A 12,879-nucleotide genomic window follows, 5' to 3' on the forward strand; every position below is an offset into this window, starting at 1 on the left:
CCCTCATCGCCTGAACCGTGGTTGATCTGGGTGGTGTTGAACCGGTGCGAGGACTCGGCATTCTGGTTGCGGTGACCTGGGTGGCCAGGCGGAGTCGGTCAGGCCAATGTCTGCAGGAACTGCCGCAGCAACGGGTTGACCTGCTCTGGATGCGTCAGGGTCGGCGTGTGGGCCGCGCCGCGGATTACCTGCACATCGCTGGCGTTGGGGAGGCGTTCGCTCAGCAGGTCCATGCGGTCGCGCGGGAGTGAGACGTCTTGTTCGCCCCACATCAGCAACGGCGGGCAGGTGATTTCGTTCAAGCGGTCCGAGACGTCGTCTCGCTCCAGCAGGCAGTGCGCAGCCAGGCCGAGCGGGAGCGCGGGTGCGGCACGCCATCGTGCGCGTAGTTCGGCACGCAGGTGGGATTCTCCAAGCAGTTGCGTCGACAGGGGTATGATGAGGTCATCAATTGGGCCGTATTCGCGCAAGGCGGCGAACATTTCGCTGTAAGCTGCCTTGTCGGCTGGATCGCACGGTGTCGCTTCGGTGTCCCACAGCACCAGGCCTGCGACACGTTCGGGTGCCAGCAACGCAATCCGTAGTGCCGTGAAGCCTCCTTGGGACAGTCCACCTGCGACGGCGCGTTCGATGCCCAGGTGGTCCAGCAGGCCGAGCGCGTCTCTGGCTTGGTCCCAATAGGTGTACGGCGCGTCGGACTCGTCTGGGGTTTGCCCGTGGCCGCGGGCGTCCCAGGTGATCAGACGCCACTCCGGCGCGAGCGCCGCTGCTTGCGGCGAGAAGGTTGAGTGGTCCAGGAAGTAGCCGTGGCCCAGGAGCAAAGCCGGTCCGTCTCCCCCGGTGTCGGCGAAGAAGATCGGGCGGTCGTTGACTGTCGCCATGGGCATTCGGCTGGCCTCCAGGTTCGTCGCACACAGTGGTGCCGCGCCGGTGCAGCGTAGTGACAAACGTCTTCGCGTTGGCCGGAAATTGGCGAGTTCCGTGCCGATTGATGGGGTTCGGTGGGACGTCGGGGTGGATACGGTCAGTCGTCGGTCTTCGCCGAATCGGTTGAGCCGCCGGCGAGTTTGAGGCAGATGACTCCGGCGATGATCACTGCCAGGAACAGGATGCGCAGCGGTCCCAGACTTTCGCCGAAGATGATCGCGCCGAAGATCGCGGCACCGCTCGCGCCGATGCCGGTCCAGACCGCGTAGCCGACGCCGACGTCGATGGTGCGCAAGGCCAGGCTGAGCGTGAAGATCGTTGCCGCGGCGGCGACCACCGTGGCGATCGACCACGGCAGGTTGGTGAAGCCGCGGCTGCCGTCCGTGCTGACGGCGAACGCGATTTCGCAGACTCCGGCGAAGAGGAGAATGCCCCATGCGCGGCGAGTGGTCTGCGCCTTTCCCTGCACGATGATCGGTGCGGCTTCGGGCTGAACGGACATGGCGGAAATCCTTTCGGGAGCGGGAAGACGGTGGTCAGGCACCGGTCAGCTGGAGGCCAACGATGCCGACGACCACCAGGCCGAAGCCGATGAGCTTGCGCCAACTGAGCTTCTCTTTGAAGATCAGCGCGCCCAGCAGGACGATGCCGACCGAGCCGAGACCGGTCCAGATCGCGTAGCCGACGCCGACGTCCAAGGTCAGCAGGGCTCGACTGAGGAAGAAGATGCCGCCGGCTGCCATCACCAGCGTGAACACCGACGGCCACAGCTTGGTGAATCCGTCCGTGGCGTTGGCTCCGAGCGCGAAGGCGATCTCGAAGAACACGGCGATGCCGAGGTAAAGCCAGTGCATGGTTTCTCCGGGTGCGAGTCGGATCGGAAGCTGCCCGGCCACTCGCCGGTGACGCTCCCCAGGTAGTTACATGTGCAATATATGTATGTCGAATCAAATAAGCAAGGGGTGTCGGCGGGTGGGCGGGCGCTGTCGAGGGTGGCTCGAGCGGAAGCGAGTCGCGGTGGCTACCCGGGTGATCGATGCTGGGAAAGTGGCGTTGACCAGGTATTCGCCACTGAGCGGCAACAGCGGTTCGGGCGAGCGAGGTTGGAACTGGAGAGTTCGGCGCAGCCCGTTCGGCGCGGCCCGTTCACACTCGCAGGACAGGGGGGGGAGGCGGACTTTCGGCGGGATCGTTCGGCTCGCGAGCACGACGACTGGGCGCGATTAAACGGGGCCGGGCTCCGATTGGACGGCGCGGACGAGGCTAACCTGGCATGGGCTCAGGGCGGTTCGGGTGAGTCGGACGGCGGGGTCGGATGGCCCGTCCGAACTGAATACCGGCAGCGGATGAAGTCCGGGCACGAGGGTCGTGCTTGAGCGAGGTCTAGCGCTGGGCAGGGATTCGCCGCTGAGCGACCACGGCAACAGCTCGAGCAGCATCCGAGATTCCAAACGGGCACGAGCGGGGGGCCGAGTGAAACCGGAAGCAGGCTAAGCAAAGCCCCAGCCCGGGAGCGCCAAGAACCCCGCGAAAACCGAAACCCGCGCCTCTCGCCACTCAGCGGCGAAAGAGCGCGGGTCCGGAAAGACCCGGGTCCGGTGGCGGGGAGCCTCCGCCACCGGACCCGTCCCAGCACCCTCCCAAAAAGTGGTGCTGGGTAACCGGTCGCCGGTGGTCAGGTCACTGGCGACCGGAGCCTGTCACCGCTCGGTCAGGTAGCGGGCGTAGGCGACCGTCGTGAGGAAGCTCGGCAGCTTTTCGCCGAGGGCGGTTTCGGTGAAGATCTCGCGGGCGTCGTCGAGGCGGGCCGACGGGCCGAGGGCGGTGCGGACCTTCGCCAGTTCGTCGTCCAGGAATTCGACGGCCAGCTCGTGGGTCAGCGCCGTGCCGTCCTCGAGCTTCGTGCCGTTGCGGATCCACTGCCACACCTGGCACCGCGCGATCTCGGCCGTCGCGGCGTCCTCCATGAGGTTGTGAATCGCGGCGGCACCCGTGCCGCGCAGCCAGGAGTCGATGTAGCGGAGGGCGACGTTGATGTTCGCCCGCACCCCCGCTTCGGTGACCTCGCCGCCGGCACTCGCGACGTCGAGCAGGTCCGCAGCGTCGACCTTCACGTCCTCGCGCAGCTTGCCGAGCTGGTTCGGCCAGCCGCCGAGCACGCGGTCGAACACCTCGCGGCACACCGGGACCAGGCCGGGGTGCGCGACCCACGAGCCGTCGAAGCCGTCGCCTGCCTCGCGTTCCTTGTCCTGGCGGACCTTCTCCAGCGCGTTTTCGTTGACGACCGGGTCCTTGCTCGGGATGAACGCCGCCATGCCGCCGATCGCGTGCGCCCCGCGGCGGTGGCAGGTGCTGACGAGCAGTTCGGTGTAGGCGCGCATGAAGGGGACCGTCATCGTCACCTGGGCGCGGTCCGGCAACACGAAGTCGGCACCGTGCGCCGAGAAGTTCTTGATGACGCTGAAGATGTAGTCCCAGCGTCCGGCGTTCAGGCCGGCCGCGTGTTCGCGCAGTTCGTAGAGGATCTCGTCCATCTCGAAGGCCGCGGTGATCGTCTCGATCAGCACGGTCGCGCGGATCGTGCCGCGCGGGATGCCGAGTTCCTTCTGCGCCAGCAGGAACACGTCGTTCCACAGCCGCGCTTCCTGGTGGCTTTCCAGCTTCGGCAGGTAGAAGTACGGGCCGCTGCCGCGGGCCAGGAGCTGCCGGGCGTTGTGGAAGAAGTACAGGCCGAAGTCCACGAGGCTCGCCGAAACCGGGCGGCCGTCGATGCGGATGTGCTTCTCGACCAGGTGCCAGCCGCGCGGGCGGGCGACGATCGTCGCCGGGTCGTCGCCGATCGTGTAGCGCTTGCCGGCCTCGGTGGTGAAGTCGATGTTGCGGCGGATGGCGTCGAACAGGTTGAGCTGGCCGTCGATGACGTTGTGCCAGGTCGGCGAGGTCGCGTCCTCGAAGTCCGCCAGCCACACCTTCGCGCCGGAGTTGAGCGCGTTGACCGTCATCTTGCGGTCGGTCGGGCCGGTGATCTCGACGCGCCGGTCCTCCAGGCCGGGCGCGACCGGGGCGACGTGCCAGCTCTCGTCCGCCCGGATCGATCGCGTCTCGGGCAGGAAGTCCAGCTGCTCCTCCCCCGACTGCAGCCGCTCGCGACGGCGGCGGCGCTCGTCGAGGAGTTCGCGGCGGCGTCCGGCGAAGGTGTTGTCGAGTTTGGCTACGAAGTCCAGTGCTGCCGGGGTGAGGATCTCGGCGAACCGGCCATCGGCGGGCCCGGTGACCTCGAGGCGGGTGTTCAACGTGTCAGCCATCTCGTACCTCCGCGAAGGGGGAAAGGAAGGGGGCGGGCCGGCGACCGGAATCGCCGGCCCGCGGGGGTGCGTCAGTGGAACTGGTCTTCTTCGGTCGAACCCTTGAGCGCGGTGGTCGAGCTCTCCGGGTTCAGCGCGGTGGACACCAGGTCGAACCAGCCGGTGCCGACCTCGCGCTGGTGCTTCGTCGCGGTGTAGCCGCGCTCCTCCGAAGCGAACTCGCGCTCCTGCAGGTCGACGTAGGCGCTCATGCCGTTGCGGGCGTAGCCGTGCGCCAGGTCGAACATCGAGTAGTTCAGCGCGTGGAAACCGGCCAGCGTGATGAACTGGAACTTGTAGCCCATGGCGCCGAGCTCGCGCTGGAACCGCGCGATGGTGTCGTCGTCGAGGTGCTTCTTCCAGTTGAACGACGGCGAGCAGTTGTAGGCCAGCATCTGGTCCGGGTACTGCGCCTTGATCGCCTCGGCGTACTTGCGGGCGACCTCGAGGTCCGGCGTGGAGGTCTCCATCCACAGCAGGTCGGCGTACTGCGCGTAGGCCAGGCCGCGGTCGATGCACGGCTCGATGCCGTTGTTGACCTCGTAGAAGCCCTCGGAGGTGCGGCCGCCGGTGAGGTACTTGCGGTCGCGCTCGTCGACGTCGCTGGTCAGCAGGGTCGCGGCCTGCGCGTCGGTGCGGGCGACGACCAGGGTCGGCACGTTCAGCACGTCGGCGGCGAGCCGGGCGGCGTTCAGGGTGCGCTCGTGCTGCTTGGTCGGGATGAGGACCTTGCCGCCGAGGTGGCCGCACTTCTTCTCCGACGCCAGCTGGTCTTCCCAGTGCACACCCGCGGCACCGGCCGCGATCATGCCCTTCATCAGCTCGAACGCGTTCAGCGGACCGCCGAAGCCGGCTTCCGCGTCGGCGACGATCGGGGCGAACCAGTCGATGTCGCCGTTGCCCTCGGCCCAGTTGATCTGGTCGGCGCGGCCCAGCGCGTTGTTGATGCGGCGGACGACGGCCGGGACCGAGTTGGCCGGGTAGAGGCTCTGGTCCGGGTAGGTCTGGCCGGCGAGGTTGGCGTCGGCGGCGACCTGCCAGCCGGACAGGTAGATGGCCTTCAGGCCGGCGCGCACCTGCTGCACGGCCTGGTTGCCGGTGAGCGCGCCCAGCGCGTGGACGTAGTCCTCGCTGTGCAGCAGCTCCCACAGCTTCTCCGCGCCGCGGCGGGCGAGGGTGTGCTCTTCGACGACAGAACCGCGAAGCTTCACCACGTCGGCGGCGGAGTAGGTCCGCTGGACACCCGCCCAGCGGGGGTCGGTCTTCCACTGCTCGGCCAGCTCGGCCGCCGCCTGCTCGAGCTGATTGGCCTGCTCGGTCATCGGACTCTCCCGTGTTGCGAAGTTTGCGATTGCTCGCCTTGCCTGGTCCCGACCCTGACACGAGCAGGAAAACCTGGTCTACCGCTCCAATTTGCCAATTTCTGCGAAGTTTGCCTAGCATGTTGCAAAGGTTGCGAATCAGCGGTTCGCAACCGCAGCGAAAATTCGCGGGCTTGATCGTTCACGTAATCGTTCAGGCCCGGAAACCTTCCGGCCGGACGGAGCACTCATGGACAAAACTTTCGCCGGGGCGCGGCTGCGGCATCTTCGCGAAAGCCGGTCGATGAGCCAGGCGGATCTCGCCCGTGTGCTCGAGATCTCACCCAGTTACCTCAATCAGATCGAGCACAACTCGCGCCCGCTGACCGTGCCCGTGCTGCTGCGGATCACGCAGGCGTTCGGGGTCGACACCGAGTTCTTCGCCAACAACGACACCTCGCGGCTCGTCGCCGACGTGAAGGAAGCCCTGCTCGACGAGGCTGTGGGCGTCGAAGCGACCATGAGCGAGCTGAACGACCTGGCCAGCAACCTGCCGTCGATCGCACAGGCGCTGGTGAAGCTGCACCGCAGCTACCGCAACGCCGTCGAGAGCACCGCTGCGCTGACCACGGAAAACGGCCTTGGCCTGCACGGGAGCGCCGCCGCGCCGCTGCCGCACGAGGAGGTCCGCGACTTCTTCTACGAGCGGGAGAACTACGTCGCCGAACTGGACGAGCGGGCGGAGAAGATGGCCGCGCAGATCCCGCTGCGGCGCGGGTCGGTGCTCGGGTCGCTCAAGGAACGGCTGTGGCAGCGCTACGGCGTCGACGTGACGAACGAGGGCATCAACGAATCCGCAGGTGAACAGCATCGGTACGAACCGGCGACGCGGGTGTTGCGGCTGGCACCAAGCCTGCGCGTCGGGCAGCAGGCGTTCCGGATGGCGTCCCAGATCGCGCTGCTGGAATACGACGACCTGATCACCGAACTCGCGGATTCGTGGGCGTTTTCCGGCCCGGCCGCGAGGACGCTCGCGCGCGTCGGCCTGGCGAACTACTTCGCCGGCGCGCTGATCCTGCCGTACGGCCCGTTCCTGGCCGCGGCCGAGGAGTTCCGGTACGACATCGAGCGGCTTTGCGACCACTTCGGCGTCGGGTTCGAGACCACGTGCCACCGGCTGTCGACTCTTCAGCGGCCAAAACAGCGCGGCGTGCCGTTCTCGTTCGTGCGGGTCGACCGGGCCGGGAACATGTCGAAACGCCAGTCGGCGGCGGGTTTCCACTTCTCCCGCGTCGGCGGCGCTTGTCCCCTGTGGAACATCTACGAGGCCTTCACCTCGCCGGGCAAGATCCTCACGCAGATCGCCGCGCTGCCCGACGGCAAGCGGTACTTCTGGGTCGCGCGGACGGTGTCGCGCAATATCGGCGGCTACGGCAGTCCGGGCAAGACGTTCACCGTCGGCCTCGGCTGCGAACTGCGGCACGCGGGCCGGCTGATCTACTCGACCGGCCTTGACCTGGACGAACCCGCCGCCGCGACGCCGATCGGCATGGGGTGCAAGGTGTGCGACCGGCCCGCCTGTTCGCAACGCGCGTTTCCGGCGATCGGCAAACCGCTCACGGTGGACGAAAACACCAGCACCTTCGTCCCGTACCCGGCGGTGCCGAAGACGTGAACGCGGTCGGTGACGTGAGTGCCCCGGACGTGTTCACCGGGTGCGAAGTACATTCACCCGAGTGCACGACATCGACACGGTGAACGCAGAACTGGTCGAGCAGGCCGCCGAACGGCTCGCGGGCGTGGTCACACGCACGCCCCTAGAGCCCAACGCGCGCCTCTCGTCCCGCGTAGACGCGCGCGTCTGGCTTAAGCGCGAAGACCAGCAGACGGTCCGCTCGTACAAGATCCGCGGCGCGTACAACTTCATCGTGCAGCTCGACGCGGAGACGCGGGCGCGCGGTGTCGTATGCGCGAGCGCGGGCAACCACGCGCAAGGTGTCGCGTACGCGTGTCGCCGTTTAGGGGCGAATGGTCGCGTGTACGTGCCGGGCACGACGCCTCGGCAGAAGCGCGAGCGCATTGCGGCGCTCGGCGGCGCGCACATTGAGGTCATCGTTGTCGGCGAGACGTACGAAGACGCTTTCGCCGCGGCGAAAGACGACGCCCACCGCACTGGGGCGACGCTCGTGCCGGCGTTCGACGACGTGCGCACTGTGGCCGGTCAGGGCACTGTCGCGCTTGAAGTGGTTTCGCAGCTCGGCTTCGTGCCGGATGTCCTGGTGGTGCCGGTTGGCGGCGGCGGGCTGCTGGCCGGGATCGCGACGTGGGTGCGCGAGCGGCATCCGGAGATCCGGGTCGTCGGCGTCGAACCGGCAGGTGCGATGTGCATGGCAGCGGCTCTCGAAGCGGGCGAACCGGTGCGGATCGACGCGGTCGACCCGTTCGTGGACGGTGCCGCGGTGCGCGAGGCCGGCCGGGTGACGTTCCCGCTGATCCGGGACAGCGGAGCGGAGCTGACGTCCGTCGACGAGGGCGCGGTGTGCACGGAAATGCTGTCGATGTACCAGTCGGACGGCATCATCGCCGAACCCGCGGGTGCGCTCGCGGCCGCTTCGCTCGGAACCAGCGTTCAGGTCGAGCCGGGGCAGACGGTGGTGTGCGTCGTGTCCGGCGGCAACAACGACGTCAGCCGGTACAGCGAAATCCTCGAACGTTCGCTGATGCACGAGGGGCTGAAGCACTACTTCCTGGTCAGCTTCCCGCAGGAACCCGGGGCGCTCCGACGTTTCCTTGACGAAATCCTCGGTCCGGAGGACGACATCACGCGGTTCGAGTACATCAAGCGCAACAACCGGGAGATCGGCCCGGCGCTGATCGGCGTCGAAATCCCGCGACGTGCGGACCTGCCGGGGCTCCTGGCGCGGCTGGGGAAGAGTCCGCTGCAGGTGGAGCGGGTGGAGCCGGGGAGTCCGTTGTTCCACTTCCTGCTCTGAGACGCCGCTGCGCACTTGCGCGGCGCGTCGAGCATGTTGGCAGCACCGCGGTCCCCGGCCTGACCGCTAAACCGATCATCGAGCTCGCTACCCCCGCGACGACCCGCCCGCTGTTGTCGCCAGTTTGCGGCGAATCGGCTACCGGTACGAAGGCGATCTCGGCATTCCTGGCCGATAGACTTCGCTCGGCCTCCCGGAACCCCACCCGGATCGCCTTTACGCCTGCGCCGCCGACAATGTGAATCTCGCCCGGGTACTCGCGTTCAGGGCTTCCTGCGCCCCCGGACACCGCTCACCGGTGAGCGACGCTGAAGCGTTCACTCGCCCCTCGCTTCCGTACCGACCGCGCCGCTTACACCGTAGCGAAGACCGCTTTCATCGCCGACGTAACGGCAACGCCACTGTCGGAGCCCTCTCATCGGCGGCCTCGGCCGAGGGCAGTCAGACAGTTCGGTTCCTGCCACCGAGCGGCTGATCGAGCCTGATACGGGATCGTTTACGCAGGTCAGCGCGATTCGCCAAAAAACGGCAACACCGTTCAGTCGAGCTCGGCGCTGCCCTCGCGGTAGATCTTCGCCGACTTGATGCGGTCTCCGGACAACCGATAGAAGCCGGCGATGGCGAAAACGTGCTCCTCGCCGTTGTGGGTGAGCCGTTCGGTCAATTGGGCGGCGACCTGGTCACCGTCCGCGAGGACGTTCTCGACCGTCAACGTCGGGAGAAGTTGTTCCATCGCACCGCTGAACAACTCTGTGAGCTCGTCGCGTCCGCGCGCGACGCTGCTGCCGGTGATCCAGACCGCGTCGTCGGTGAAGCCGTCGAGGAGCGCTTGAAGGTCACGGTTGTTGAAGGCGGCGACGTGCCGATCCAGGGCTTCGCTCATATGGCGAGGCTATCGACGCTGTCAGGCCATTTTCGCCGCCGGACTCCACTCGCGGGATGGCTGCGTCAGCTGTCGCCGAGCGTTTTCTGCAGTGCCTTGTTCGCTTTGCGCGCCATGTCGGCGACCGCCTCGCGCCGGGCCGCATCCGCGGCGTAGTCGTCCTCGCGGTTGCGGACCACCCGGGCTGGTGAACCGACCGCGATCGAGTAGTCCGGGATGTCACCGCGCACCACCGCGTGCGCGCCGAGCACGCTTCCGCGGCCGACACGCGTGCCCTTGAGGACGCTGACCTTCGTGCCGAGCCACGTGTCCGGGCCGATCCGGACCGGCGACTTGACGATGCCCTGGTCCTTGATCGGCACGTGGATGTCCGCGGTCACGTGGTCGAAGTCGCAGATGTACACCCAGTCGGCGACGAGCGTGGCGGCGCCGAGCTCGATGTCGAGGTAGCAGTTGATCACGTTCTGCCGCCCGAACACCGACTTGTCGCCGATGCGAAGGGACCCCTCGTGACAGCGGATGGCGTTGCCGTCGCCGATGTGCACCCAGCGGCCGATCTCCATCCGGCCGTATCCGGGACGGCAGTGGATCTCGACGTTCTTGCCGAGGAACACCATGCCGCGCAGGATGATGTGCGGGTTCGCGATGCGGAATTTGAGCAGCCGGTAGTAGCGCACGAGGTACCACGGCGTGTACGCGCGGTTGCGCAGCACCCAGCGCAGCGAGTCGGCCGTCAGGAACTTCGCCTGGTGCGGGTCCCGCCGGGCCCGCCGCCAGGCGCGCACGCGCGACAACGCGGGCGCACCCCACATCGACGTCATGCCTCTGACCGTAACCTGTGGATGACGGCCGGCCACAGGCAAGGGGAGCAGGATGGGGACCAAGCTGATCATCGACACCGACCCCGGCGTCGATGATGCTTTCGCGATCGCACTGGCCGCGAGGTCGGCGGACGTCGACCTGCTGGCCGTGACGACGGTTTTCGGCAACGTTCCGCTGACCACGACAACCTCGAACGCGCGCCGGCTGCTGCAGTTGTGCGACCGCCCGGACGTACCGGTTGCCGCGGGTGCCGCACGGCCCCTTCTCTACCGCGAACTGCACCGGTCGAGCACCGTGCACGGCTCCGACGGACTTTCCGGGCACGCCGCTTCGCTGCCCGACGCCACCCGCCCGCTCGAGAAGTCCGACGCGGTCAGCCTGATGGTCTCGCTGCTCGAGGCCTCGGACGAACCGGTGACCATCGCGCCGATCGGCCCGCTCACGAACATCGCCGCCCTGCTCGCGGCCCACCCCGGTGTGCGTTCGAAGATCGCGCGAATCGTGCTGATGGGCGGCGCGATCACGCTCGGCAACTCGACCGCCGTGTCCGAATTCAACATCTGGGCCGACCCGGACGCGGCACGGCGCGTGCTCGCCGAGGACGACGTCCCGTGCGTGATGGTCCCCCTCGACCTCACTCACCGGTGCGCGGTCGACAGCACGTGGCTGGCGAAACTCGCCGCGTCCGGCCCGATCGGGCAGGCGCTGAACTCGTTCACGCCGGATTACCTCGCGCACTACCGGCAGGTGCTCGGCTACGAAGGCATCGTCCTGCACGACGCGGTGGCCGTCGCCGAGGCGATCCGTCCGGGTCTCCTGCACACGGAGACTTACCCGGTCGACATCGACTCCGGCTTCGGCCCGACCCGAGGCATGACGATCGTCGACCGGCGGGCGGTGCCGAGCAGGTCAACGGGACGGCCGGTCGAGGTGGCGGTGGATACGGAGCTGGACGCGCTGCGGGAGTTCGTGCTGTCGAGACTCGCCGGGGGCCGGTGATGGAGCGGGGCGGGGGGTCGCCGCTGGATGGCGAATCGGTTGGCTCGAGTGGTTCGGCCGCGGGCGGGGCGTCGCCGCTGAACGGCAAGACGGGTAGCTCCGGCGATCCGTCCGAGAACGAGCTCTCGCCAATGAACGGCGAAACAGTTGGCCCGAGTGGCTCGTCTGTGGCTGGTTCGTCGGCGGCGGTAGGCGAAAATCCGACATCGACCAGGGTGTCGCCGCTGAGTGACGAGACCTCGGGGTTAGCGGGTCAGTCGTCGCGGGGTGGTGATGCGACTGCGTTGACCAGCGAGTCGCCATTTAGTGGCGAATCGGCGCGGGCATCGGAGGGCGAAGCGGGCGCGCGTTCTGCGGGGCAGGGTTTTCTCGCACGGAATCGGCGCGCCGCGGTGGTGTTGGCGGCGGTTGTGGTGGTTGTGGCGGCGTTGGTTGTCGCGGTGCGGGTTTTGCCGGGCGGCGGTGTCGGTGAGGCGGACTCCGGAAGTGTCGCGGCGACGTCGTCGTTGGGGCCCAGTGCTTCGTCGTCCGCCTCTGTTGCGCCGACGTCTGTGGTGCCTACTCAGCCTGGGGTGCCGCGGGCTGGGGAGTTCGGGGCGTGGGCTTCGCGGACTAGTCAGTGGCTCGACATTCCGTTGCGGGCGATGAACGGGTATGCGCAGGCGACCGTCACGCTCAGCAAGGAACAGCCTGGCTGTCACCTGTCTTGGATCACTCTCGCTGCGATCGGGAAGGTCACCAGCGATCACGGGCGGGCGCAGGGTGATCGAGTCGGGGAAAACGGGACTCTCGCGAAACCGCTTGGCACGGTGGAGGTTCTCGACTTTTATCACCGGCCGGTGTCGACACCGGGGGCGGCCGGGCCCTTGCAGCTCTCCCCCGCAGTGTGGAGCAAGTGGCAGCGCAGTGCGTCCGGCGGCAAGCCTGATATCCAGAACATCGACGACTCGGCGCTCACGGCTGGGCGTGCGCTCTGCGCGAATGGCCGCGATTTGGCGACGGACTGGTGGAACGGGGTCGCCACGTTAGAGCCGGCGCCGGTCGTGCTGCATCGGACTCTTGCGACTACCAACGTCTACGGCACGGTCGGCCAGAGTGATCAGCCGCCCAATCCGGCGGTGCTTACGGCGGTCGACTTCGCGATCGATCAGATCGGGCTGCCGTACGTCTGGGGCGGCAACGGCACTCGCGACGCCGACCCTGGGTTCGACTGTTCCGGTTTGACCACCGCGGCTTATGCGAGCGCTAACGTCAAGCTGATGCGGACGGCGGACACGCAGTTCCGCAGCGTTCCCCATGTGAGCGAACCTCAATTGGGCGATTTGATCTTCTACGGTGCGCCCGCTACGAAGATCCACCACGTCGGGCTTTACATCGGGAATCAGCAGATGATCGACGCGCCGCAGACTGGGCAGGCGGTGCAGGTCCATCCGTATCGGAAGCCTGGCGACGACTACGCGGGGGCGGGGCGGCCGACTGCTTGACCTGCGCGGGGGCGTCTCGGGAGGGAAGCTGTGCCGCCTCGCGGTGGTGAGGGTGTTTCCGCATAGAGTTCGTGGTGGGTGGGCTTTCGCCGTTTAGTGGCGAGAGAGTGGGAGCCTGGAGCGGTC

At 67.5% G+C, this 12,879-nt stretch carries 12 protein-coding genes; 5 read left to right on the forward strand and 7 right to left on the reverse strand.

All coding sequences use genetic code 11. The features are described from left to right. Window positions 1-98 precede the first annotated feature (98 nt). The 5 genes from F9C11_RS40815 to aceA all read right to left on the reverse strand — a co-directional run bounded on the left by F9C11_RS40815 (window position 99) and on the right by aceA (window position 5,593). Window positions 99-881, reverse strand: coding sequence for an alpha/beta fold hydrolase (locus tag F9C11_RS40815; RefSeq protein WP_409182666.1), 783 nt, complete (start codon window positions 879-881; stop codon window positions 99-101). A 143-nt stretch (window positions 882-1,024) separates the two neighbouring features. Then, window positions 1,025-1,429: a DMT family transporter gene (locus F9C11_RS40820; protein ID WP_409182667.1), complete on the reverse strand. Its 405-nt coding sequence runs from the start codon at window positions 1,427-1,429 to the stop codon at window positions 1,025-1,027. A gap of 34 nt (window positions 1,430-1,463) precedes the next feature. Then, window positions 1,464-1,781, reverse strand: coding sequence for a DMT family transporter (locus F9C11_RS40825; protein ID WP_409182668.1), 318 nt, complete (start codon window positions 1,779-1,781; stop codon window positions 1,464-1,466). A gap of 846 nt (window positions 1,782-2,627) precedes the next feature. Next, window positions 2,628-4,232 carry a malate synthase A gene (aceB, locus tag F9C11_RS40830; RefSeq protein WP_409182669.1) on the reverse strand — a complete coding sequence of 535 codons (1,605 nt, stop codon included), beginning with the start codon at window positions 4,230-4,232 and terminating at the stop codon, window positions 2,628-2,630. A 71-nt stretch (window positions 4,233-4,303) separates the two neighbouring features. Beyond that, window positions 4,304-5,593, reverse strand: coding sequence for an isocitrate lyase (gene aceA / locus F9C11_RS40835; protein WP_100266719.1), 1,290 nt, complete (start codon window positions 5,591-5,593; stop codon window positions 4,304-4,306). A gap of 229 nt (window positions 5,594-5,822) precedes the next feature. On the opposite strand from aceA, the gene F9C11_RS40840 reads away from it, so the two are divergent. The 3 genes from F9C11_RS40840 (at window position 5,823) to F9C11_RS40850 (ending at window position 8,807) form a co-directional block, all read left to right on the forward strand. After that, the gene (locus tag F9C11_RS40840) at window positions 5,823-7,247 is read left to right on the forward strand and encodes a short-chain fatty acyl-CoA regulator family protein (protein WP_409182670.1); all 1,425 of its coding nucleotides are present in this window, start codon (window positions 5,823-5,825) and stop codon (window positions 7,245-7,247) included. A gap of 61 nt (window positions 7,248-7,308) precedes the next feature. Further along, window positions 7,309-8,565 carry a threonine ammonia-lyase IlvA gene (gene ilvA, locus F9C11_RS40845; protein WP_409182671.1) on the forward strand — a complete coding sequence of 419 codons (1,257 nt, stop codon included), beginning with the start codon at window positions 7,309-7,311 and terminating at the stop codon, window positions 8,563-8,565. Next, a complete protein-coding gene (locus F9C11_RS40850; RefSeq protein WP_409187088.1) occupies window positions 8,562-8,807 on the forward strand; it encodes a GrpB family protein in 246 nt (81 codons plus the stop codon). The genes ilvA and F9C11_RS40850 overlap by 4 nt, the downstream gene beginning before the upstream one ends. A 296-nt stretch (window positions 8,808-9,103) precedes the next feature. Here F9C11_RS40850 and F9C11_RS40855 read toward each other — a convergent pair whose 3' ends face one another. Next, window positions 9,104-9,448 (reverse strand): nuclear transport factor 2 family protein, encoded by a 345-nt coding sequence (locus F9C11_RS40855; protein WP_409182672.1) that lies wholly within the window; start codon window positions 9,446-9,448, stop codon window positions 9,104-9,106. Between the two features lie 65 nt (window positions 9,449-9,513). Then, window positions 9,514-10,269 carry an acyltransferase gene (locus F9C11_RS40860; protein WP_409182673.1) on the reverse strand — a complete coding sequence of 252 codons (756 nt, stop codon included), beginning with the start codon at window positions 10,267-10,269 and terminating at the stop codon, window positions 9,514-9,516. Window positions 10,270-10,321: 52 nt separating this feature from the next. On the opposite strand from F9C11_RS40860, the gene F9C11_RS40865 reads away from it, so the two are divergent. Then, window positions 10,322-11,269, forward strand: coding sequence for a nucleoside hydrolase (locus F9C11_RS40865; RefSeq protein WP_409182674.1), 948 nt, complete (start codon window positions 10,322-10,324; stop codon window positions 11,267-11,269). Between the two features lie 395 nt (window positions 11,270-11,664). Then, the gene (locus F9C11_RS40870; RefSeq protein WP_409187089.1) at window positions 11,665-12,753 is read left to right on the forward strand and encodes a C40 family peptidase; all 1,089 of its coding nucleotides are present in this window, start codon (window positions 11,665-11,667) and stop codon (window positions 12,751-12,753) included. Window positions 12,754-12,879: the final 126 nt, after the last annotated feature.

The organism is Amycolatopsis sp. VS8301801F10 (genome assembly GCF_046195355.1).
Lineage (GTDB): Bacteria > Actinomycetota > Actinomycetes > Mycobacteriales > Pseudonocardiaceae > Amycolatopsis.

What these genes read in the sequence shown, in the direction of transcription:
- F9C11_RS40815 (WP_409182666.1), bottom strand. Translation starts at nt 881, where the DNA reads ATGGCGACAGTCAACGACCGCCCGATCTTCTTCGCCGACACCGGGGGA.
- F9C11_RS40820 (WP_409182667.1), bottom strand. Translation starts at nt 1,429, where the DNA reads ATGTCCGTTCAGCCCGAAGCCGCACCGATCATCGTGCAGGGAAAGGCG.
- F9C11_RS40825 (WP_409182668.1), bottom strand. Translation starts at nt 1,781, where the DNA reads ATGCACTGGCTTTACCTCGGCATCGCCGTGTTCTTCGAGATCGCCTTC.
- aceB (WP_409182669.1), bottom strand. Translation starts at nt 4,232, where the DNA reads ATGGCTGACACGTTGAACACCCGCCTCGAGGTCACCGGGCCCGCCGAT.
- aceA (WP_100266719.1), bottom strand. Translation starts at nt 5,593, where the DNA reads ATGACCGAGCAGGCCAATCAGCTCGAGCAGGCGGCGGCCGAGCTGGCC.
- F9C11_RS40840 (WP_409182670.1), top strand. Translation starts at nt 5,823, where the DNA reads ATGGACAAAACTTTCGCCGGGGCGCGGCTGCGGCATCTTCGCGAAAGC.
- F9C11_RS40855 (WP_409182672.1), bottom strand. Translation starts at nt 9,448, where the DNA reads ATGAGCGAAGCCCTGGATCGGCACGTCGCCGCCTTCAACAACCGTGAC.
- F9C11_RS40860 (WP_409182673.1), bottom strand. Translation starts at nt 10,269, where the DNA reads ATGACGTCGATGTGGGGTGCGCCCGCGTTGTCGCGCGTGCGCGCCTGG.
- F9C11_RS40865 (WP_409182674.1), top strand. Translation starts at nt 10,322, where the DNA reads ATGGGGACCAAGCTGATCATCGACACCGACCCCGGCGTCGATGATGCT.